The organism is Sphingobacterium sp. SGR-19 (assembly GCF_011043555.1).
Lineage (GTDB): Bacteria > Bacteroidota > Bacteroidia > Sphingobacteriales > Sphingobacteriaceae > Sphingobacterium.
Genome location: NZ_JAAKGS010000001.1, coordinates 535,815 through 556,955, shown reverse-complemented (window position 1 = coordinate 556,955; position 21,141 = coordinate 535,815). Strand labels below are relative to the sequence as shown.

General features: G+C 45.3%; 15 protein-coding genes. 14 read left to right on the top strand and 1 reads right to left on the bottom strand.

Features of this window, described 5'->3' with window-relative positions; translation table 11 throughout:
• Position 1: 1 nt before the first annotated feature.
• The 5 genes from G5B43_RS02485 to G5B43_RS02465 all read left to right on the top strand — a co-directional run bounded on the left by G5B43_RS02485 (position 2) and on the right by G5B43_RS02465 (position 6,984).
• Positions 2-1,459 carry an alpha-L-fucosidase gene (locus tag G5B43_RS02485; protein ID WP_165293121.1) on the top strand — a complete coding sequence of 486 codons (1,458 nt, stop codon included), beginning with the start codon at positions 2-4 and terminating at the stop codon, positions 1,457-1,459.
• Positions 1,456-2,409, top strand: coding sequence for an SGNH/GDSL hydrolase family protein (locus G5B43_RS02480; protein ID WP_165293120.1), 954 nt, complete (start codon positions 1,456-1,458; stop codon positions 2,407-2,409). Before G5B43_RS02485 ends, G5B43_RS02480 begins: the two co-directional genes overlap by 4 nt.
• Before the next feature lie 11 nt (positions 2,410-2,420).
• The gene (locus tag G5B43_RS02475) at positions 2,421-4,238 is read left to right on the top strand and encodes an alpha-L-fucosidase (protein WP_165293119.1); all 1,818 of its coding nucleotides are present in this window, start codon (positions 2,421-2,423) and stop codon (positions 4,236-4,238) included.
• Between the two features lie 15 nt (positions 4,239-4,253).
• Positions 4,254-5,528 (top strand): Gfo/Idh/MocA family protein, encoded by a 1,275-nt coding sequence (locus tag G5B43_RS02470; protein ID WP_165293118.1) that lies wholly within the window; start codon positions 4,254-4,256, stop codon positions 5,526-5,528.
• A gap of 121 nt (positions 5,529-5,649) precedes the next feature.
• The gene (locus G5B43_RS02465; RefSeq protein ID WP_165293117.1) at positions 5,650-6,984 is read left to right on the top strand and encodes a hypothetical protein; all 1,335 of its coding nucleotides are present in this window, start codon (positions 5,650-5,652) and stop codon (positions 6,982-6,984) included.
• A gap of 14 nt (positions 6,985-6,998) precedes the next feature.
• Here G5B43_RS02465 and G5B43_RS02460 read toward each other — a convergent pair whose 3' ends face one another.
• Positions 6,999-7,334 carry a LytR/AlgR family response regulator transcription factor gene (locus G5B43_RS02460; RefSeq protein WP_165293116.1) on the bottom strand — a complete coding sequence of 112 codons (336 nt, stop codon included), beginning with the start codon at positions 7,332-7,334 and terminating at the stop codon, positions 6,999-7,001.
• 486 nt (positions 7,335-7,820) lie between these two features.
• Here G5B43_RS02460 and G5B43_RS02455 point away from each other — a divergent pair, with 486 nt between their 5' ends.
• From G5B43_RS02455 to G5B43_RS02415, 9 genes are read left to right on the top strand one after another with little or no spacing between them, the layout of a single operon-like run.
• Positions 7,821-10,313: a TonB-dependent receptor gene (locus tag G5B43_RS02455; protein WP_165293115.1), complete on the top strand. Its 2,493-nt coding sequence runs from the start codon at positions 7,821-7,823 to the stop codon at positions 10,311-10,313.
• 12 nt (positions 10,314-10,325) lie between these two features.
• Positions 10,326-11,675, top strand: a complete 1,350-nt coding sequence (locus tag G5B43_RS02450) for a RagB/SusD family nutrient uptake outer membrane protein (protein ID WP_165293114.1) — start codon at positions 10,326-10,328, stop codon at positions 11,673-11,675.
• The gene (locus G5B43_RS02445) at positions 11,672-14,740 is read left to right on the top strand and encodes a SusC/RagA family TonB-linked outer membrane protein (RefSeq protein WP_165293113.1); all 3,069 of its coding nucleotides are present in this window, start codon (positions 11,672-11,674) and stop codon (positions 14,738-14,740) included. Before G5B43_RS02450 ends, G5B43_RS02445 begins: the two co-directional genes overlap by 4 nt.
• Before the next feature lie 38 nt (positions 14,741-14,778).
• A complete protein-coding gene (locus G5B43_RS02440) occupies positions 14,779-16,308 on the top strand; it encodes a RagB/SusD family nutrient uptake outer membrane protein (RefSeq protein WP_165293112.1) in 1,530 nt (509 codons plus the stop codon).
• A 21-nt stretch (positions 16,309-16,329) separates the two neighbouring features.
• A complete protein-coding gene (locus G5B43_RS02435; protein WP_165293111.1) occupies positions 16,330-16,959 on the top strand; it encodes a fasciclin domain-containing protein in 630 nt (209 codons plus the stop codon).
• An 18-nt stretch (positions 16,960-16,977) separates the two neighbouring features.
• Positions 16,978-17,817, top strand: coding sequence for a DUF5007 domain-containing protein (locus G5B43_RS02430; RefSeq protein WP_165293110.1), 840 nt, complete (start codon positions 16,978-16,980; stop codon positions 17,815-17,817).
• Positions 17,818-17,835: 18 nt separating this feature from the next.
• Positions 17,836-19,431 (top strand): LamG-like jellyroll fold domain-containing protein, encoded by a 1,596-nt coding sequence (locus tag G5B43_RS02425; protein ID WP_165293109.1) that lies wholly within the window; start codon positions 17,836-17,838, stop codon positions 19,429-19,431.
• 35 nt (positions 19,432-19,466) lie between these two features.
• Complete coding sequence (locus G5B43_RS02420) at positions 19,467-19,940, top strand: hypothetical protein (protein WP_165293108.1); 474 nt, start codon at positions 19,467-19,469, stop codon at positions 19,938-19,940.
• Positions 19,941-19,962: 22 nt separating this feature from the next.
• Positions 19,963-21,132, top strand: a complete 1,170-nt coding sequence (locus G5B43_RS02415; RefSeq protein ID WP_165293107.1) for a purple acid phosphatase family protein — start codon at positions 19,963-19,965, stop codon at positions 21,130-21,132.
• The last annotated feature ends 9 nt before the right edge of the window (positions 21,133-21,141 follow it).

Genomic DNA, 21,141 nt, shown 5'->3' with positions numbered 1-21,141 from the left:
TATGAAATATGTTATAATGTTATTATTGACGGCTGTCTGGAGCGGTAATGCACTATGCCAATCAATGGAAAACGATTGGGATAAAATGAATCGGTCAAAAGAACATGCATTACGGGAATTCCAGCAGCAAAAATTCGGTTTGTTCATCCATTGGGGGTTATATGCTATTCCTGGCGGGGTATGGAAGGGGAAAACAATGGAAGAAATGGGGATTCCGAGTGTAGCTGAATGGATTCAGTTAGTTGCAAAGATCCCACGAAAGGAATATGCGGATTTAGCTGCTTCATTTAATCCTGTCGATTTCGATGCGGACCATATTGTTACCATGGCCAAGGAAGCTGGAATGAAATATATCGTCATTACGAGTAAACACCACGACGGTTTCGCGCTATTCGACTCGAAAGTCAGCGATTTCGATATGATGGATGCCACACCGTTTAAGCGGGATATTGTGCGGGAGTTGTATGATGCCTGTCAACGGCATCAGTTGGAGTTCGGGGTGTATTATTCCCATAATATTGATTGGGCAGATGGGGCTGACGCACAATACGCGACGACAAAAGCCGCTAACGATCGGATGGGGAAAGATACGGATAGCTTCGGCGCAAATTTATGGGATCCGAGTCCCAATACCTTTTCTTCATATCTAAAAAATAAGGCTATCCCGCAGGTAAAAGAACTACTGGAGCAATATCCGGATATACGCTACATTTGGTTTGACATGCCGGGTTTAATGACTCGGGAGCAAAGCTATACCTTTTATAAAACAGTTTATGATATCAATCCAAGTGTCCTTGTCGCTGAACGTATCGGCAATAATATGGGAGATTATGCGATTCCCGGAGACAACCGTATCCCAACCGCTGAAGATCAATTTGATAAGCCTTGGGAAGCGATCGGTACGTTTAACCATTCCTGGGGATACAAGGCATACGACCAAGATTGGAAAAGTGTCGATGAGTTGCTTTACTGGCTTGTCGAAATCGTAAGTAAAGGAGGCAACTATATGTTGAATATCGGTCCGGATGCACAAGGAAATGTAGCGCCAACGGTTAGGAACAACCTACAAAAACTCGGTAGTTGGATGACGGTAAACAAGGAAGCAATTTACGGATCTAAACCGTGGAAAGTGCAACGCGAGGGCCCGACGACCGTGCATATAACAGATACCGAACAACGCGAGAGGGAAGGGTTTAAAGCAGCGTTCACGTCCCAAGATTTTTGGTTTACAGAACGGGAGAAGTATCTGTATGTGGTATCGCTCGAATTGCCTGGAAGTGGGGTAGCCGTTGTAAAAAGCTTGGCCAAGGGACAAATCGGTGTGAAACAAGTGGAGATACTGGGGATAGGCAAAGTCGCTTTTAGCCAAACAGAAGAAGGTCTTTTGGTAAAACTACCAAAATCAGTTCGGAAACTGCCAAAAGGATATACTTTGAAAATAACACCGAGCTCGCCATGAATCGTATCTGTATTGTCTTCCTTGTATGTTTAGGCTTTGCTGTAGAGGGGCGTGGTCAGGACCACCCCTTGGAAACTCCGTTTCCTATACGGGATGCCAAAAAGATATTATTTTTAGGAAATAGCATAACGTATGCGGGGCAGTATGTAGCCCTGTTTGAAAGTTTTTTGATAACGGCTTTTCCAGCCTCAGAGATTGAAACCATTAATCTGGGATTGCCGAGCGAAACCGTTTCGGGTCTTAGTGAAGATGGTCATGCGGAGGGAGCATTTGTGCGGCCGTGGCTGTTTCGCAGGCTTGATAATGTCACCAAACGGATAAAACCGGATGTTGTCTTTGCGTGCTATGGTATGAATGACGGCATCTATCAACCGTTTAGCGAGTCGAATTTTCAGCGATACAAAGAAGGGATGATAGGTTTGTATACGAAGCTTAAAGCGGCAGAGGTTAAACGGATTGTTTTTATTACACCAAGTGTCCATGAAGATCCTATACGGGGTCTTAAAGGCTATAACCTCGTGCTTAATCGGTATGCACAATGGCTTCTCGACCAACGAAGGGAAAGAAACTGGGAAGTCATAGATATACACTTTCCTATGCAAGACTACCTAATGGAAAAAAAGAAACGTGAACCTAATTTTAAATTAGCAGAGGATGGTATTCATCCTGGTTTGGAAGGTCACCGCCTAATAGCCGAATGTATCATTCCTTATTTTGATGACACCTTTGCCACAAAAGACTTTCTAGCTGCGTGTCTGGACAACACGTCTTATTATGCGCAACTTTATAAACTATTGGAAGAGCGACAGGAAATAGTAAAAAATGCGTGGCTAACATATACCGGGCATGAACGGCCAGGGCTACCTGTGGGAAAGCCGCTTGATAAAGCAAAAAAAGAAAGTATGCGCATTCAGAATAAAATACAAAAATTACAGAAAACATTATTATAAACGCAGCGACTATGAAATATCAGATCATCATTTATCTATTTCTTTTATTATCCGTTAACGATTTAACTGCTCAAAGTAAATCCGAACCTTTTGAGGGTGTTCCGGGATGGTTGGAAACACAGGAAAAGCGTCTCGCTTGGTTTCAAGAAGCCCGCTTCGGTGTTTTTATCCATTGGGGACTATATAGTGCTGCCGGCGGTGTTTTTAAAGGTGAAACATACCCGCAGCATTATGCGGAATGGATACAGACTTGGGGTAAGATTCCCAGTAAACAATATACAGAACATTTGAAGCCTAAATTTACGCTACAGGACTTTGACCCCAAGCAATGGGCAAGGTTGGTCAGGAAGTCGGGAGCGAAATATATGGTTCTGACCTCGCGACATCACGAAGGGTTTAGTTTATTTAACAGTGATCAACCTTTTGCATTGCACAATGAGGTAACGGGGACAGCAAATCTGTCGCCTGATGGAAGAGATCTATACCGAGAAATTATGGAGGCATTTCAACAGGAAGGGCTAAAAACGGGAGCGTACTACTCCTTACTGGATTGGCAGCATCCGGATTCGTATGAAGCGTTCCAGTTAAATCCAAATCCTACAGGACATGTTCCCGACCATGAACGATATAAGGATTATATGTATGGTCAGATCAAAGAATTGGCTAACAATTACGGTGCACTGGATGTACTGTGGGCTGACTTTAGTAGTAAGGAACACGAAGGCGAAAGCTGGGGAACGAAACGGATCTTGACGGATCTTATTAAATGGCAACCGAATATATTGATCAACAATCGGTTTTGGAATGGGTTAGAGAACAAGAACGGTGATATAGGAACACCTGAGAAATACGTGCCGCCAACGGGTATCAGCGGAACGAATTGGGAAGTAAATCATACGATGAACGAAAGTTATGGTTATAGTGCGCATGACCAAAATTGGAAAAGCTTCCCACAGATTATGCGCCTATTGGTGGAAACCGTTAGCAAGGGAGGAAATTTTCTTTTAAATGTGGGGCCTGACGGTAACGGCAAAATTCCAGATCAAGCGGTGGAAATATTGGAGCGGGTAGGAAGGTGGATGTCCGTAAACGGCGAATCTATTTATGGAACGCAGGCGAGTCCCTTTCGAAAATTGGATTGGGGCTATTGTACCATAAAAGGGGACAAGCTTTACTTACATGTATTTGATATTCCACAAGGTAATGTTATCAATGTACCGTTAAAAAATGCCGTGAAGAGCCTTTATGAGATGGGTTCGAAAGATGGTTCGATAGATGTGGTTCCGCAGGAAATGGGTTTAGGAATTTCTGTCCCTACGTTTTCGCTGGAGGACGGACCAAAGGTGTTGGTGATGGAGGTGGAGGGTGCCCTCGAAGTGGAAGAGAGTGTTGCCCAAGCATTATCGGATGGCAGGATTGTCTTATCTGCCGACAATGCGGACATCCATACGACTCATGGTATGAAAATAAGTGGTGCGAGACATGATTTTAAACGTCCGAATGCCCTTGCGGGATGGACGCATACCGATGATAAAGTATCTTGGAGGGTAAAGATACAACGGCCCGGACGATACGACGTATTGATTCAGCATTTGCCACTGCCAACAACGGGTGGAACAGTGGTTTTCCATACGGACGCCGGTAAGGTGACGTATAGCTTTGAGGGGAAGGAAGGAAAATCGTTTGAAGAAGTAAAAATGGGCACGATCGAAATACCACAAAAAGCAATAGGGGAACCATTCGTCTCGTTTGTACTCGAAGCGACCACAATCGATGGCAATGGTTTGCCTGAAATTAGCGCCGTAAGCCTTGTGCCAACAGAAAATTAATGTAATATCAAAAAAATGAAAAGAAGAGATTTTATTGATATAGGTTTGAAGTCCGCGGTTGCTTTTACCATCGTTCCGCGGCGTGTCTTGGGCGGGAATGGATTCCTGGCACCAAGTGACAAAATTCAAATGGGCTTTATCGGCGTCGGTAAACAGAGTCTAAATTTGCTGCACGGATTGAACGGCTGTCCGGAAGTGGTTATTCAAGCCGCTTGCGACGTGGATGACAAGAAATTAGATTATTTCGCCCAAGCGGCTACAACTGCTCAAAGTACGGTGGGAAAATCGGACTCCTCTATCGGCAAATATCGACATTTTCGAGAACTGCTGGAATTGACCTCGGTGGATGCTGTCGTTATCGCTACACCGGATCATTGGCATGCGCAGATCGCTGTAGACGCAGCGAAAGCAAAGAAAGATATTTATTGCGAAAAGCCATTAGCCCTGACCATAGCAGAAGGAAGAGCCATGGTGAACGCGGCCAGAAAATACGAGGTTGTTTTTCAAACGGGGAGCATGCAACGTTCGTCGTTCAACTTTAGACACGCCGCGGAATTGGTATATAACGGCTATATAGGGGATGTGAAAGAAATCAACGTGTCGGTAGGGGAACCGGTAAGACAGTGTGATCTGCCTTCCTTTCCTATACCGGATTACTTAGATTGGGATATGTGGATCGGCCCCTCTTTGTACCGCGGTTATCATCCCATTTTATCACCGCCGATCGAAGATGATAAATGGGCGTGGTGGCGAGGATATCGAGACTTTGGGGGAGGGTATATTACAGATTGGGGCGCACATATGTTTGACATTATTCAATGGGCTTTAGGCATGGATAATAGTGGGCCTGTCCAATTTATCCCGCCGAAGGTTCCACAGGCAGAAAAGGGGTTAACATATATTTATGAGCAGGGCGCACGTGTCAATCATGTTGATTGGGGAGAACCTAATGCTATCCAGTTTATAGGGACCGACGGCACCATAGAGGTAAGTAGGTCTTTCTTGAAAACAATTCCGACGACACTTGTTACACATAACCTAACGGCTAACGATAAGCGTCTGTATTATAGTGATAATCACTATCAGGATTGGGTGAAAGCTATTCAATGCCGTTCGAAGCCAATTTGTGACGTGGAGATCGGACAGCGTACGTCGACAGTTTGTAACGCAGTTAATATTGCTTATGAGTTACAAAGGAAATTGCGATGGGATCCAGTAAAAGAGGAATTTGACGATCCGTTTGCCAATATGATGCGAAGTCGACCTTATCGAGGGGATTGGAGTTTATAGTCAGGATATGTATTTGTTTATGTTTACCGCCTTTTCCGGCTCTTTATCGCCCTTATTGATTGTTCGTCGAAATTGACGAAAATATTTGTCGGCAATCGCCGATACTTGCATAAAAAAGCCCATGAATTCGCTTACGTTAACAGTTTATCGATTTGTAATCATGTTGCCGCTCTTGCTGGCGGCATCCTGCAATAAGGACGCACCATTGACAGAGGAACCCGACCCTGTTTTCGGCGAGCCGGTAGTTAAACCCAAGGGACAGCCTGTGGGCGATGCCGTTTCGGCAATGATCGCCCCCGATGGCGGCGTCCTGTTGTATGGGGATATGATACGAATGGAAATCCCGCCCGGCGCCGTGGACGAACTGACGACGTTCAGCATCCAGCCCATCGGCAATACATTGGACGAGACATCGGCTAATCCGGCATTCCGGCTGACGCCCGAGGGTATCCGCTTTAATAAACCTGTTGAGCTCTCGTTTTTGTATGATCCGAGTGCCGATGGTAACCCGACGACACGCATGGTGGCCTTCCAGCGGAGCGACGGGGTATGGTGCGGTAGCTCTACCGAACTGGATGCTCCGCAACGTCGACTAACGGTTGAAACGACACATTTCAGCGACTGGGTGTGGTTTGACCTCTTGTCGCTGCGGAAAGATAAAGAATCGGTAGGTGCAGGTGAAACGGTCAATCTGAAGTTGCTGGAACAGATACTTGGCGAACTCATGCCGGCAAACCACATCGATAGTGTTTCGTTAGCAGCAATGGACGATATCGGCTTTTCTAAGGATTTGACGGTGAGCGGGTGGAAGATTATCTCCGGCCCGGGATCGCTGTCGCCGAAGATCAATACCAATATGGTACTTGGTGACGCGGTTTACACCGCCCCGACCACGATCGAGAGAGCTACGGATGTGGAAATACAGGTCGAAGTGGAGAGCAAGAACGGTTACATCAGCGACCGAGGCGCTCCCGGCGGTCGGCGAAAGCTTGGAAAGCTTATTTTATTGACGACCATCCGGCTTGTACCCGAAAATCTTGTTCAACTCATCGTGAATGGCGTGGAGCAGGATCTATCCAAAACTGGAAACGATGCTAAACTTGTCAATGGTAGTGTATACATACGGTTAGGCGGAGACGAGTCTCCGATTACCCTGACCCTCCAGTGTTTTGGTACTGGCCCCGGCACCTACCCTGGTGGCACCGGCAGAGGCGAGGCCGTGCTGTACTATACAACATATCGTGGAGGGCAAAGGCGTAATGCTGTTAGTTTCTACCGTACGTGTGAGAATGACCATATATTTAACGGAACAGCTACGCTGACGGATGTTGGCCAGTACATAGAAGGTTCGTTTTCGGGCCTAATCTTTCCAATGGATGTACAAAACTGCGAGGTTCCCCCGTCAACTACTGTGGTGTTGAATTTTAAAATTAGCAACGGCTCGCCGTCCATATAGAAAATACGCAGCGACTACAGTATTAATGATTTGATCTGATGCATATAACGTTTTCCTACACCGATTTTCTGCCCATCGTCCATCATAAGATAGAGCCTGCCGATATCCCGATGACAAGCGTGGATGTATTCCAGATTGACGATAAACGAACGGTGCACACGCATAAAGCGGGATGGATCGAGTTTTTGTTCGATACAGCCGATACCTGATGAACTTATAAACTCACCCTTGTCTACATAAACTACGGTATAGTCGCCTGCAGCTTTCAGGTATCGGATATCCTGTACGGCGATGCGTCGTAGCCGTTTACCTTCTTCAACGAAAAGATGCGTAATTAATATCGTATTCATCGGATACAAAAGTAACCGAACCGTTATGCCTATTCCATCGAATTATTGTGGGGAAATAGTTTTAGGTAGTAGTACTCATAAAAAGCCGCACATCCCACTAGGTTCATGACTCATTGTTTTCAGAAACCCGGAGCACGCGCTCCGGGTGTTTGATTAGGTTAGCGTTTCCTCTTTTTCCAAATTTTCTGTTATAGTATAGTTACACTGAACTTTTGGTTTTGGTTTTTGTAGCCGTTTTCGCCACTTTTTATAGAAGTTTGGCTAGTTATAATCTTTTTAATTTATCCTTTAAATATCTTATTATTAACTATATATTGCTTTTTTAAAAGCGTATAGTGCTTTTGTGAGCAGAAACGCCAGTTAATGATAATTTAATTTTCACCTAGTGTAGGCTTAATACTTAATGTTTAACATTGCTTAACTTTTGATGAATGGGATAAGGGTGGGAATAACGCAATGCATGAAAAAGACAAATCAGTAAATAACATGAGCGCCATTAAAAATAGTAGAGCCAATAAAGATATGGATAAGAAAAGTCCATGGATACCCCCCAGAAGGGTGTCGGTGAAAATAAAGCTGTGGTCGAAAGACGTGCCCGGATTGATCATGGCTGTGTTGCTGTCGGTCGCCGGTTCACAGATAGGTCGGGCGCAGGATGTTATTGTTTTGGACAGTGTGCCGCCTACAAATACAGGTGGGCTGGAGGATATTCTGCAAGGTCAGGTGGCGGGGCTGCTGGTCAAGAGTTGGACGGGTACAGCAGGCAGCCAGTCGATCATTAACCTGCGTGGGTTGAGTTTAAAAGGGACCGATGAATCTACATTGCCTCTTTTTATGGTTAATGGTGTGCCCTTCATTGGCAGTCCTTCTGCTGTTACCGGGATCAATCCGTTGAGCTACTATAGTGCGGATCAGATCGAGCGGGTGGAAATTATTAAAGACATTGACCAGTTGGCGGCCCTTGGCATACAGGCCCCCAATGGAGCCATTAATCTCATTATTAAAGAAGGCGTTTCCGGGCTGTTACGTGTGCTTGCCAAGGTCGCTGCTGGAGTGGATTATTTTGCGGGCTTTGATGCGGAGAAGGATGCCTTCTATAATTACAATCCGGCAGCACGGAAATCGGTGTATGCAGCCCAATCATTGATCCATGAACAGTATATCTCGATCGACGGGGGCGGCGACTATGGTTCTTATCTGTTCGGGCTGAATAACTACAATGCCGCGGGAGGAATAGAGAACAGCGGTTATCAACGGCAAAATCTATTTGTTAATGCAAAATATAAGATATCGGAACCCTTTTATATACGGTTTTACAGCAATTTGGCGCTAGCCGACCGGGAGGGTAGATACGCGGGTCAATATAACCGCGATCTGTCTGCTTCGGAGCTAGCGGATGAAGGCTTTTTTATGGATGATAATAAAAACGTCGGTTTGCTCTCGTCCATTGATCTCAACTATCGTTTTACGCCTCATCTTACCGTCCGTTCGGTAGCCGGCCTATCGTATGAAACGGCAGGAAGAGATCTCTACATCCCATCCAATATATTGGATGGCCAAGTGCTAGCGGGCAGTGAAGCTTTTAAAAGACAGATGTTAAGCGTGCATACGAGCTTGAATTATCAGCATCGTTTTTCTGATTTGCTCAAGGTAAATATAACATTGGGAAATCAGCTCGTCAATTCCGACTGTCGGATGACATCCGTTGAGGGATCAAAGGGGTTAGAGAGTGGTGGCTCCGACTATGTGAAGGTAGTGAACGGCTATAATGCAAACCAAACGCAAGCTTATTCAGATAGCGAGCCGGAGAAACTGCTTTCGTTCTACGGTACATTCCATTGGGATTACAAGGAAAAGCTTTTTTTGAATATGGTCGGCCGTGCTGATGGAAGTTCTTTGTATAAAAACAAGTGGGCGTTTTACCCTGCTTTGAGCTTAACGTACGATATGCACCAAGATTTAGGAGTTCCGGTACGCTTCAAGACTGGATACGGACGAACGGGGCAGCGCTCTGGCCCGGAACGCTACCGTGGCGAGCTTATCGGGCTTGGCGACTATTATGGCGGAAATAAACTCGGAATAACGCAGTTGTATGCACCCTTCGCCGACGCAAAAAGTGCGACGATTGATCAATTTGATGCAAATGTCGATGTCGCTATTCACAAATTTGTACAGGTAGAACTGACGTATTTTAATAAGCAATATCGTGATTTTACCTATATGCGCTATTTGCCAAATACGGAAGGTCTGGATTATGCATTCGAGACCGGGGGCGGGATCAGACTGCACGGTTTTGAGCTCGCGTTACAGGCGCGTTGGATACAGCGAAAGGCCCTGGCTTGGTCTAGCCGATTTAACCTTGCAGTACATCGCAACAGGGTAACGAAACTGCCTGGGGAGGTCGCGCAAACGAGCCTTGCTTACCTCTCGCCTGTAGCGGTAGGGGATCAGGTGAGTTCGATTATCGCGTATGAAGGCAATGAAGGCCGGATAATCGGAAACAGTCAACCCAGCACGTTTGGTGGTTTGACCAATGAGTTACGTATGGGCAACGTGTCTATCGGCTTCACATTAACCTATGGCACGGGCGCTGATGCCGTGCTGGAATCATACCAGAGCCGGTACATCGCAGAACGACTGGGTGCTGGCTTTCCATTGGCAGCTCATGAAACGCCCTTTTACTTTACAACGGAACTTCCGGATGGTAATACCGAGTATCGAGGAATCAGTGATATAGAGGATGTCGATTTCGTTCGTTTGAACAAGTTCGGACTGTCGTACCATTTTACCGATTACCTTAAAAAATGGAAAATTAAGGATGCTGCGCTGACGTTGAGCGGCGAAAATCTACTGACTTTTTCTGCATACAAAGGGCTGAACCCCGAGGAAAATATAACGGGAATTCGGAAAGCCAATCTGGGGTACACAGGCACCGCGCTGCCTTCGTCTGTCGTGTTGGGTATGAAACTTACATTTTAAAACGAGAATAACATGATCTTCAAGTTTAATGAGATAAGAAATGGAATTATGAATAGGATAGCGCATAGAAAGTTGGGGGCTTTTTTGACTGTGGTCGTTATGACATGCACAGCTTGTGAGGATTATCTAACTGTGGCCGAGGTGGAAAACAGAACGGTATCGACCGGCTACTACGACTCACCGCAAAAGGTAGAACAGGCGGTTATTGGTGTATATGTTGATCTACGTCGTGCCTTGTTACAAAATTATGCTTGGCTGATGTATGGAGAAGGACGTACAGGCGATTTGACACTCGACGTGGAATATATGGGACATATTGCGGAACAGCATTTAGCTGATAACGATAGGCAGGTAAGGCAATTGACGGATTGGGGTTATTTCTACGATGCCATTAACGATGCAAATCACATACTGGACAAACTGGAGAAGACCGAAACCCCTGCGTTAAGCAGCTACCAATATGAATTGTACAAGGGGGAGGCGCTAGCGCTCAAATCGATGGCCTATTTTTATTTGACGCGGATATGGGATAAGGTTCCTTCTGCCGAGACTTCGGATCGCGGAACGCTGCTGACGCAGGTAGAGGTACTAACGCGCGCTAGCCAATGGGCAAAGGAAGCGAAGGAGTTGCTGCCTTGGCAGCTGGTGAACGATGACGGTATCGTGAGCACAGCACTAACGGAAGTTCGGTTCAATAAAACGGCGGTGAGTTTGCTATTAGCCCACCAACAACTCTGGCTAGGCAAAGGACAAGAAGCTTATAAGGATTTAACACAAGTTTTTGAGGGGCAAAGCCCCGATAGTCTATCCCATTTTGGTTTGTCGCTGGGGAAGGATATGGGTTTAAATGTACCATCAGATCCCTATACGGACCATAACATACATATGTCGGAGGAAAAGTTCGGTAGCGTTTATCCGGGAGGCGATACGCGGCGGTCGATGTTCAATGTTTCTGCCGACGGCGCGACGGCATCTTTAATTATTGAAAAGCGGGATATGTTAATGATCTACGCAAAGCAAGAGATTCAATTGTTGTTCGCGGAAGCTGCTTGGCGATCGGAGCAGCTGGAGAAAGCAAAAGAGCATCTAATGGCGGCGGCAACAGGTGCAACAGAAGATTACACTTTACTGACTTCGGATACGTTTGGTGCAGCGCTGCTACTGGAACGGCAACGGATGCTGATGGGATCGGGACAGCGCTTCTTTGATCTTATCAGGTTTAACAAGATAAGGCAGTTCGTCCCTTTTTATACCGAAGGAGATCTGGCAGCAGGCGCCGCGTACTGGCCGCTATCAGCGCAGAGCATAACAAGTAATGGATTAGAACAGAATGGGTACTGGGCTAAATATAGAATCAAATGAAGACAATAATAAAGGGCACATTTTTTCTTTTCATGATGGTGGTATTTCCGGTGTTCCTGATAGCGCAGAGTCTACGGGTCGGAAAAGTGACGGATTTGCAAGGAAATGCAATAGAAGGCGCTACCATCAGGGTTAAAGGTACATCGAACAGTACCAAAACCGATGTTACGGGTGGTTTTCGGATTGTTCTCCGACCGGGAGATGTCATCGTGAGTTCTTCGGTTGGATTCATGACAAAAGAAATCATATTCCAACAAACGGAATTTCTGTCCATCAGACTAGAGGCTAATCAAGCTATGCTCGATGATGTGGTCGTGGTGGGATACGGCTCACAGACAAGACAAGAGCTTACCGGGGCAGTATCGACACTCAAAATGGAAGAGATTACAGAAAACCAAGTAGCGGAGTCGTTCGAATCGATGATGCAGGGCCGTGTAGCCGGGGTAAATATTCAGCTGAATTCGGGTGAACCCGGCGCAACGCCAAATGTTATCATCAGGGGGCTGGCAGCCGTGAGCCGTGATGATGGGTCGGCCATATCGGAGCCATTGTATGTTGTGGATGGTGTACCCATTATTTCCCGAACGGGTGACGAATTTGCCGTAACCAGTACGAATGTTTTGGCTGATTTGAATCCAAGCGATATTGAAGATGTAACTGTGCTGAAGGATGCCTATGCCGCGGCAATATATGGTTCCCGAGCGGCGAATGGTGTTATCCTCATCACGACGAAGAAGGGAAAAAGAGGTAAACCGCAAATGAACATCAATAGCCGTACAGGTATAAACTTTGTGCCGCGTTTATTGGATGTGGCCGGCGGACAGAAAGAAAGGGAGCAGGTAGCCCGGTTGTATGAGCTCTATGCACCTTATGGCATAGCCATGCCGAGTATGTATACCGATGTGACCAATCCATTCTATAATAACTCATCGAATTGGCAGGATTATCTTTACAATACGTCTGTAACACAGGATTACAATGCCTCGGTTCGTGGAGCAGGCGATTTTGGCCAATATAGTGTGAGCCTTGGTTATTTAGACAATGAAGGAATCTTGTTTAATACGGGGTTTAAGCGGTATAGTATGATGACGAATACTACTTTCAACGCCTTAAACAATGCCTTGGTCATCAATAATACACTCGCCTTGTCGCGTACAGATCAAAATAGAAATCCTGATGCACTTTCTAGCAATTTCTCTTCTTTATTGCCCTTGCCTAATAGCCCTTTGGTGAGAGGAGCCGAAGTGTACGGCTTGGGTAATGTATCAAATGTAAATGACCGGGTTCGATTCAGTTCGGATGTATCCTGGCGGATTATCAAGGATCTAACTTATAAAGTGAGTTTAAGCCTCGAATATACGCGAGCAATGAACGATTCGTTCAACCAATCTAGGCGTACCCTCTGGGGAACAAACCAGAGCGCAGTGGGAGAGAACAGAAACTTGTTATTCCAGAACACACTTAATTATGCACCTCGTTTTGGAAATGGACATCATCTCAGTGTATTGGTAGGGCAAAGTGCTGAAAAAATAGAATCAAAAACAACGAAGGTAAACAGCGTCGCGAGTGCACCGTTGCTGACCTCGAACGTGAAATGGCCAACGGAAAACAATATTGGTATAAGTAATTATGGCGCAAATACCTTGATGTCCTATTTCAGTCGGATTGATTATTCGTTCCAACAGAAATATCTCGTGGGTGCTTCGATCCGAACGGACGGATCATCTAAGTTTGGTCGGGAGAACCGATGGGGTATTTTTCCTTCGGTATCGGCGGGATGGAATTTTAGTAAGGAACAATTATTCCAAAACTGGGAATGGTTGAGCAATGGTAAAATACGAGGTAGTTATGGTATGTCGGGCACGACTTGGGACGAAAATTATTTAGCCTTGGGCTTGATGGACGGCGGATCGCTAGATCAGTATAACTCTTTATTGGAGATTTCGTACGGGGGGATCGCCGGTTTTACACCAACCTGGTACAACGGCTTTAAGAATGAAAACTTGACCTGGGTCAAAAGTCAGATGGGAAATGTGGGATTAGACCTGTCGCTTTTTAACAATAAGGTGGAGGTTATCGTGGATGTATATGAGAAATTGACAAAGGGATTGCTATTGACTACGGCATTACCGACAACTTCCGGCTATAACGAGGTATACCGAAATGCAGCGGATGTATTGAATCGTGGAGTGGAGTTTACACTGAATAATAACCTGAGATCGTCTAAAGATTTCAGTTGGAATATGGGCCTTAATTTCGCTTATAACAAAAACCGTGTAGTGGCCCTCCCAGACGGAAATGCAGACATCATCAAAACAAGTACGTCGGGGCAGGATTTCGGATCTATTATTCGTTCGGGCGCACCGCTCAATGGTTTCTTTTTCTACGAATCGCAGGGCATATACCAAGCGGAAAACGAAATTCCTGTCAATCCAAAATCGGGGCAGAGATTGCTCGGGCTGCAGGATAAAAAATTAGCCGTAGGAGACCGGAATTTTAAGGATCAAAACAACGATTATATCATTAATGTGGAGGATAGAATATATGCTGGTGATCCGAATCCAAAGTGGACGGGTGGATGGACAAATGATTTTTATTATAAGGGCTTTTCGTTTAACCTCGTGTCTACTTTTGTGATTGGAAGAGATATCGTAAATACAGAACTGCTGGAGAGGCTGCAGTTCGGAAAAGATTTCGCCGGCTCTTCTTCTTTACCCGACTTCGACCGTTATTCCATCTGGGAGAAAAGCGGGGACAATGCACGCTATCCAAGTTTGAATCCATGGAATGATGCGTCGCAGATTATCAAATATGATTCCGAATATATCGAAAGTGGCTCGTATTTTAAGATCAAATCGGCAACCTTATCGTACAACTTACCCCGGTCGGTTCTGAACAAACTACGGCTTGATAGGGTGCGTGTGTATTGTACGATGGATAACGTGATAACTTTTCAGGGCTACAGCGGGCCGGATGCCGAGCTGGTTACCGTAGATGGTTTTGATAATTCTGGAGGATATCCTATGCGGCGGATGATGTTGTTTGGTCTCTCTCTAGGGTTGTAAATAGGATGACGGTTTTGTTAATGAATAAGTAAATAGATATGAAAAGCAATATTATTTTAATGAGCCTCGGATGTCTCATGCTTGTATTTTCGGGCTGTAAGGACTGGTTAGAGGAACTTCCGATCAATACCGTAACGGAAGATCAGGCTTGGCAAAATGGAAGTGATGCGGAGGGCGCGGTTGCGGCTGCGTTTTCCATATTCCGCCGTGGGCTGGCTGGCCTAACGAAAGATGATACACCCTCGACCACCAGAAATGGCGCCTGGGGAGACTACTACTTTTGGGGCGATGCCCGTTCGGGCGATTGGATTACGCCGAATAATGATGGAGATTGGCAGGCCGGATTTGAAAATCGGTTGATTGCCCGTACACAGTTGGAACCGATGACAAACTGGCGCCTGTTCTATCGTACTATTGAACAGTGTAACTTGGTGCTCGAAAGGGTGCCAGAGATAACCGAGGGGTTTACAGCGAATAGAAAGGCTGAACTACTCGCTGAAACAAGGTTCTTGCGAGCTATGTCTCACTTTTACGCAGCTAGGATATGGGGGGATATACCCATCAATCTGGAAGCTCGCAATGTGGAGCCTCTGGGACGGGCACCGCTCCATGACGTCATGAAAATGATCGTCGATGAGGTTGAGATAGCGATCACTGATCTCCCTTGGGAATATCAAGGTATGACCCGTAAGTTATCAACCTCTAGAGGGACAAGGGGCGCTGCCCTCGCGCTACAGGCGCACGCGTATATGTGGTTGAAGGATTATGAAGGGGCGGCAGCGAAATTACAGGAGATCATCGAGTCGAACTATTTTGAACTGGCACCTATTTCGGGGTTTAGAGACCTCTTTGATAAAGGCGAATCAAATGAGATGGTTTTTCAAATGTATTATGATAATCAATTTGGGGAGTTCTCAGATTACTATGGGCATATATTGACCTACTATCTAACGAATCCGTATACGAGCCGCTCTGACCTTTCACTCGCTATTCCGAAGTCAAGAATTCTGGAAATTTTTCCAGATTACCAACGAGATCGTTCGGATAAGCGGGTAGCGGAGTTTTTTCAAAGTATCGATTTTTCGGGTAGCGCAAGTGAATTGCGCCCTATATTCGAGGACCCTCTACAAAACGGTGAGCGCCAGATCATGTTTGCGAAATTTAGAAAGGTAAAAGACCGCTCCTATAACCGTATGGACGGTACTGTTCCTGTTTTTCGGTATGGGGGATTGCTCTTGTTGAAAGCAGAGGCGGATGCGCGGCTTAATCGAGTGGACGAAGCAATGCTGAACTTGAATAAGGTGCGTCGGCGTGCAGAAATTCCGGCGTTTACGAGAACGGATCAAACCATCTTGATAGAAGAAATAATGGCAGAACGCAGACGCGAGCTCATCGGTGAATTTCATCGGGTTTACGATTTGGTGCGTTTGGGAAGATTGCACGAGTTCAACGCATTTATCAGTGAGCAGGAGGAGAAAGAAGGTGCGGGATTTTTCCCGGTGAGCGACGAGGCGTTTGCAAACAACCCGAATATGGAGCAAACGTACTACTGGCAGTTTAACCAATAATTATTCCAAATGAAGAACGCTATGAGATTATTTTTCTTACTGTGCTGCATCGGCATATTTTTAGGAGCATGTGATGATGAATATTACAATGATGGTGGGGTGTTGGACAGCGATGTCGGTGTGTTCAACGGTACGACCATGGGTTATCTGGAAAGTCAGCCGGCGATGTTCGATACGCTCACGACACTGATTAAGCTGAATGGACTGGAGGCTGAGGTGAATCGGGCGGGCAGTACCTTTTTTGCTCCGCAAAATTATTCCATATACAACTTTTTAATTTTAAGGTATCCAGACGCTCAAAATCGGCCGAAGAGACTAGAGGACATTCCTGCCTCTGAGATGGCGGAGATCGCGGCAGGTATTCGGAATTATATTATTCCTGACAAACAAATCCGCAGAGAGGATCTGTCGACAGTTTACACGTTTTCTTCCACCTTAGGAGGGAGGAAGGCACGCTTTAACTTAGTGAAAGAAGATTATCTAGGAAACGTGAATATGGGCGCTGCTTCTGTCGTGTTTTCCATAAATATGAGCGCATCGGGTATGCCGGAGAGATACCAGTCGGCAAAAGTGATACGGGCTGATGTAAAAACAACGGATGGATGGGTTCATGTTCTGGTATCTGATACACACATTTTTGGCTTTAATTGATATCTAATGAAAATTTATATGAAAAAGGCAAGGCTACATTTTATCTCTTCCGTACTCGTTGCCACGACCCTGTTTCTCGGTTGTGCGGAGGTACCTGGTCTTGGGAGTATCGCGCCGGATGTACGCTATAAGAACAGGAAGCAGTATGCCATCTCGGGTATGGAACAAAATATTGGAGACTTCTTGCCTTCTACTTCCTCACTACCCTTGAATTTTGAGATCGTTGAGATACGCGAATCGAGTGGCAAGGATGTGTCTGCATTTAAGGAAGAAATTCCCGTAGTTTATTTTAAAACACCAATCGTGGGTGGTGAGACGGAGGAGGAATTGCGTCTTAAAAGTGATACAGTGAGTAGGCCGGCGGTATCGTTAAACCCATTTACGGGTAAGGTGGAAATATTGGAAGGTAATAACATTCCTGCAGGGGAATACCATTTTGATATTAATGTATCCAACACGTCGGGAACGACTTTGTTAAAAGATGCGATTATTATCGAGTTTAGGGAACATGAGGTGATAAGCTGGTCGAGTGGTATGGCAAAAGCCCCAGAAATTGAGCGGATAGCGGATGCGCCTAATCAAATTCTCTTTGTTGGCCATCTGGATGGGATGCCAATCCCGGGAAATCGGATTGATTTTACAACGGATAGGGCATCAGGCTTCAAAGGGAGTTTTGTAAATGATACACCTGAAGGCGAGATATGGAAGGTGAATTTTCCTGTTAAATCGGCTCAAACGTATTGCTCTTGGCAAATACTGGACGATGCAGACGAAACGGGCAGTTTCTCCTATGTGACAGAGAATCTGGACTTTGTTCTCGGCCGTCCAGGGAGTTATGTAATCCGACTTTTTAAATAATTAGAAATGGTTAGCGATATGAAAATTAAATGGGTGTTTTGCTGTTTTATGTTCCAGATGATAGGGATGGGTTTTTCGTTTGGGCAAACGGCCAAGGTGAAGAAAATATTGATAATTGGTGTGGATGGTATGATCCACACTGCAATCGACTATGCGACAACGCCGGGGATGGATAAGCTCATTTCGGAAGCTTCCTATAGTATGGAGGGGTATGGTGGTCTGCCAGCAAATTCAACGGCTGGCTGGTCGACATTGCTAACAGGCGTTTCGGTCGATAAGCATAATGTAAGAGAGTATCCTTCGATCGTCAAATATATTAAAAGTCAAAATCCTGAAATTAGGGTGGCCTCCATTGTTCGCGAGGCGGAAATCAATAGGCTGTTAAATAAAGATGCTGATCTGACGGCAGCTTATAGCGCAGATGGTATGGTATTCGAAAAGACAAAGGAAGTGCTTTCTGGGCAAGAGGCTGATGTGGTATTTACACAATTTAGCAGCCCGAAAGAGGTAGGAAATACGAGCGGATATCAACTTAGACAAGCACCTTATGTTTTAGCTATTCAGCAGGTAGATGGATACATCGACCAGTTGTTTGAGGTGGTAAAAGGGCGGCAAACTTATTCGGAAGAGAATTGGGCAATTTTCGTTGTGTCTACACATGGTGGGACAGAAACCGGCGTGTCATCCAACAATACCGAGGAAGAAATGAAGGTACCCATGATCTTTTCGGGCTCGGAGCTGGATAATAGACAGCTTTTAGTAACGAATATGGCTGCTAAAGAGAATGCGGATAATTTTTTAGCAATTCACAAGGCAAGTAGTGGGGAAAGAACGTACGGTAGAATACCGATTGCGCAAACGGCACTACAAGGGATGGATAAATTCACTATTGAAATGTGGATCAAAGCGGGAACAAACTCCAGCGACCCTGCTATTATGGGCGATAAGGACTGGGGTTCGGGAGGGAATCCGGGGTTTGTCATTTGTCGTAGCGGCTCCTCTTGGAAAATAAACTTTGCAAACGACAAACGAACGAGATACGATATTGGATCGACGAAAGCTATCGAGGATGGTAAATGGCACCACATTGCGGTTTCGTTTGACAAAACGAAGGAATGTGTGGTGTATCAGGATGGTGAACGTGTAGGAGGTGCTGCACTGTCTTATAAAGAGAGTGATCTGATGACGTCCCCTTTTAATTATATACACTTGGCGCAGGAAGGTACCGGCACATACGGCGGTGGCGGACCGAATTGGGCAGGAGCATTCAATGAAGTTCGTATCTGGACGACAGTGCTTTCGGAAGAGACGATAAGAAACTATATGTATTTGCCGAATATCGAAAAGAGCAACCATCCGGAGCTTCAATATTTAAATCTCTATTTAAAATTGGATGAAGTGCGGGGAAATCTCTTGACAGATTATAGTGGGAAGGGTAATCACGGCGAATTAATTGGTTCTGCAAGCCAAAGACATCCTTATTATCCGATAGGTCTTACAGATGTAGCGGTTAATATATTGACCCATTTAGGTGTCCGCGTGCAGGCTTCGTGGGGTTTGGATGGAACCCCTTTAAAATCGAATGTGCCTTTTCGTCTCTTCAAGGTTAATTAAGGATACATAAAATTATGAAACGAATTTTCTTACATATGAAGCTTCAGAACACTTTAAGCCTGGTGCTCATCCTTGTTGCGATGGTATTGGCTACTACATCCTGCGAAAAAGAGATGATTGAACGAACTGTTCCTAACCCTGAACAATTATTAGCTGGACGCTTAACGGGAACTTGGGTTAATCCGGTGAACATTATCACACCAACCGATGTGCCCCCTGAAGTTTTTGGCAATATGAGATTGGTGTTCACTACGGATGATGCCGGTAATCCTGCTGCATTTCTTGGGAAGGACTGTCCCATTGTATTTAGCGCGGCAGAAAGTTCTTGGGTGGTAACAGGTACGCAGGAACTTACAACGGTTAAACTGTCGGGGACAGCGCCGGTTGATGAATTTCAAGCACAGGTGGATGCAAATAATCTAACCTTGTCTTTTTACATGGGATGGGAGAATATAGAAACGGGCGAAACCGGTGAAGGAGATTTTCAGGTGACCTTAACCCGTCAATAAATAATTTACAAATTATATACATATGAACTACACATTTAAATTGATTGGATTGATCGTCATGTGCCAACAAATGGTATCGGCATCGGAACGGCCTAGCTTTGTCGTAAAACCCTACTTACAGTGGTCTACACAGAACGAAATGACGGTTAAATGGGAAACTTCCACACCAATGAGGGGATTTGTGGAGTACGGTAAAGCAACATTTAACGCCGAATCTCCCGTATTATCGCAAAAAGCGGAGGGTAAGGCGGACGTCTCTTTGCAGACCGCGACACTCACGGGTTTGGAGGCTGAAACCGAATATTTCTATCGCGCTGTCAGCATTAGTGCAGCGGGCGACACGTTGCGCAGCCGGATTTATCCTTTTAAAACGGCGGTAAAAGACGATTCACCGTTTGCCTTTACGGTTTTCTCGGATACACAGGGTGTGCCTAATCCGACGGTTTGGGGTCAGGTTGCTAAGATTGCAGAAAGGGAAAGACCAAACTTCGCGATTCATAGTGGCGACCAAGTGGACAATGGACACGATAGAAGCAATTGGATCGGTCAGTTCTTTCCGCAGGGTGAATCATTTATGAACAAGTATGCTGTATTCGCCGTACCGGGAAACCATGAAAATGATGCGCCGAATTACCATAATTATTTAGGGCATCCTGAAGGGTTACGTTGTTACAGCTTTGTGTATGGAAATACGGAGTTCTTCATGTTTGATACAAATCAAGATGTTTCTGAAGGAAGTGAGATTTACAAAAAACTTGAAGCAGATTTAGCGAAATCGACAGCGAAATGGAAAATTGTGGCGCACCATCATCCTATTTATTCGTCTGATAACGATGATTACGGGAATACACGTGTAGCGAAGTCTACCTTAGGGAGCCCAAAATTAAAGCACCTTGCTCCGTTATATGAGAAATACGATGTGGATATCGTTTTTTACGGTCACGTTCACACCTATGAGCGAACATGGCCGCTACGTGATAATAAGGTTGATCTTGAAAATGGAACGATTTATATGACCATGGGCGGTGGTGGTGGAGGATTGGAAACACCCTCGTTTTGGCGGTCATGGTTCACCAATAAATTATTTTTAGATCATCACTTTGGCTACGTGCGGATTGTGAACGGTGAACTGCACTTTCAGGCGATTGACTTGAATGGAAACATTCTTGATCAATTTATTTTAAAGAAATAATCATACACC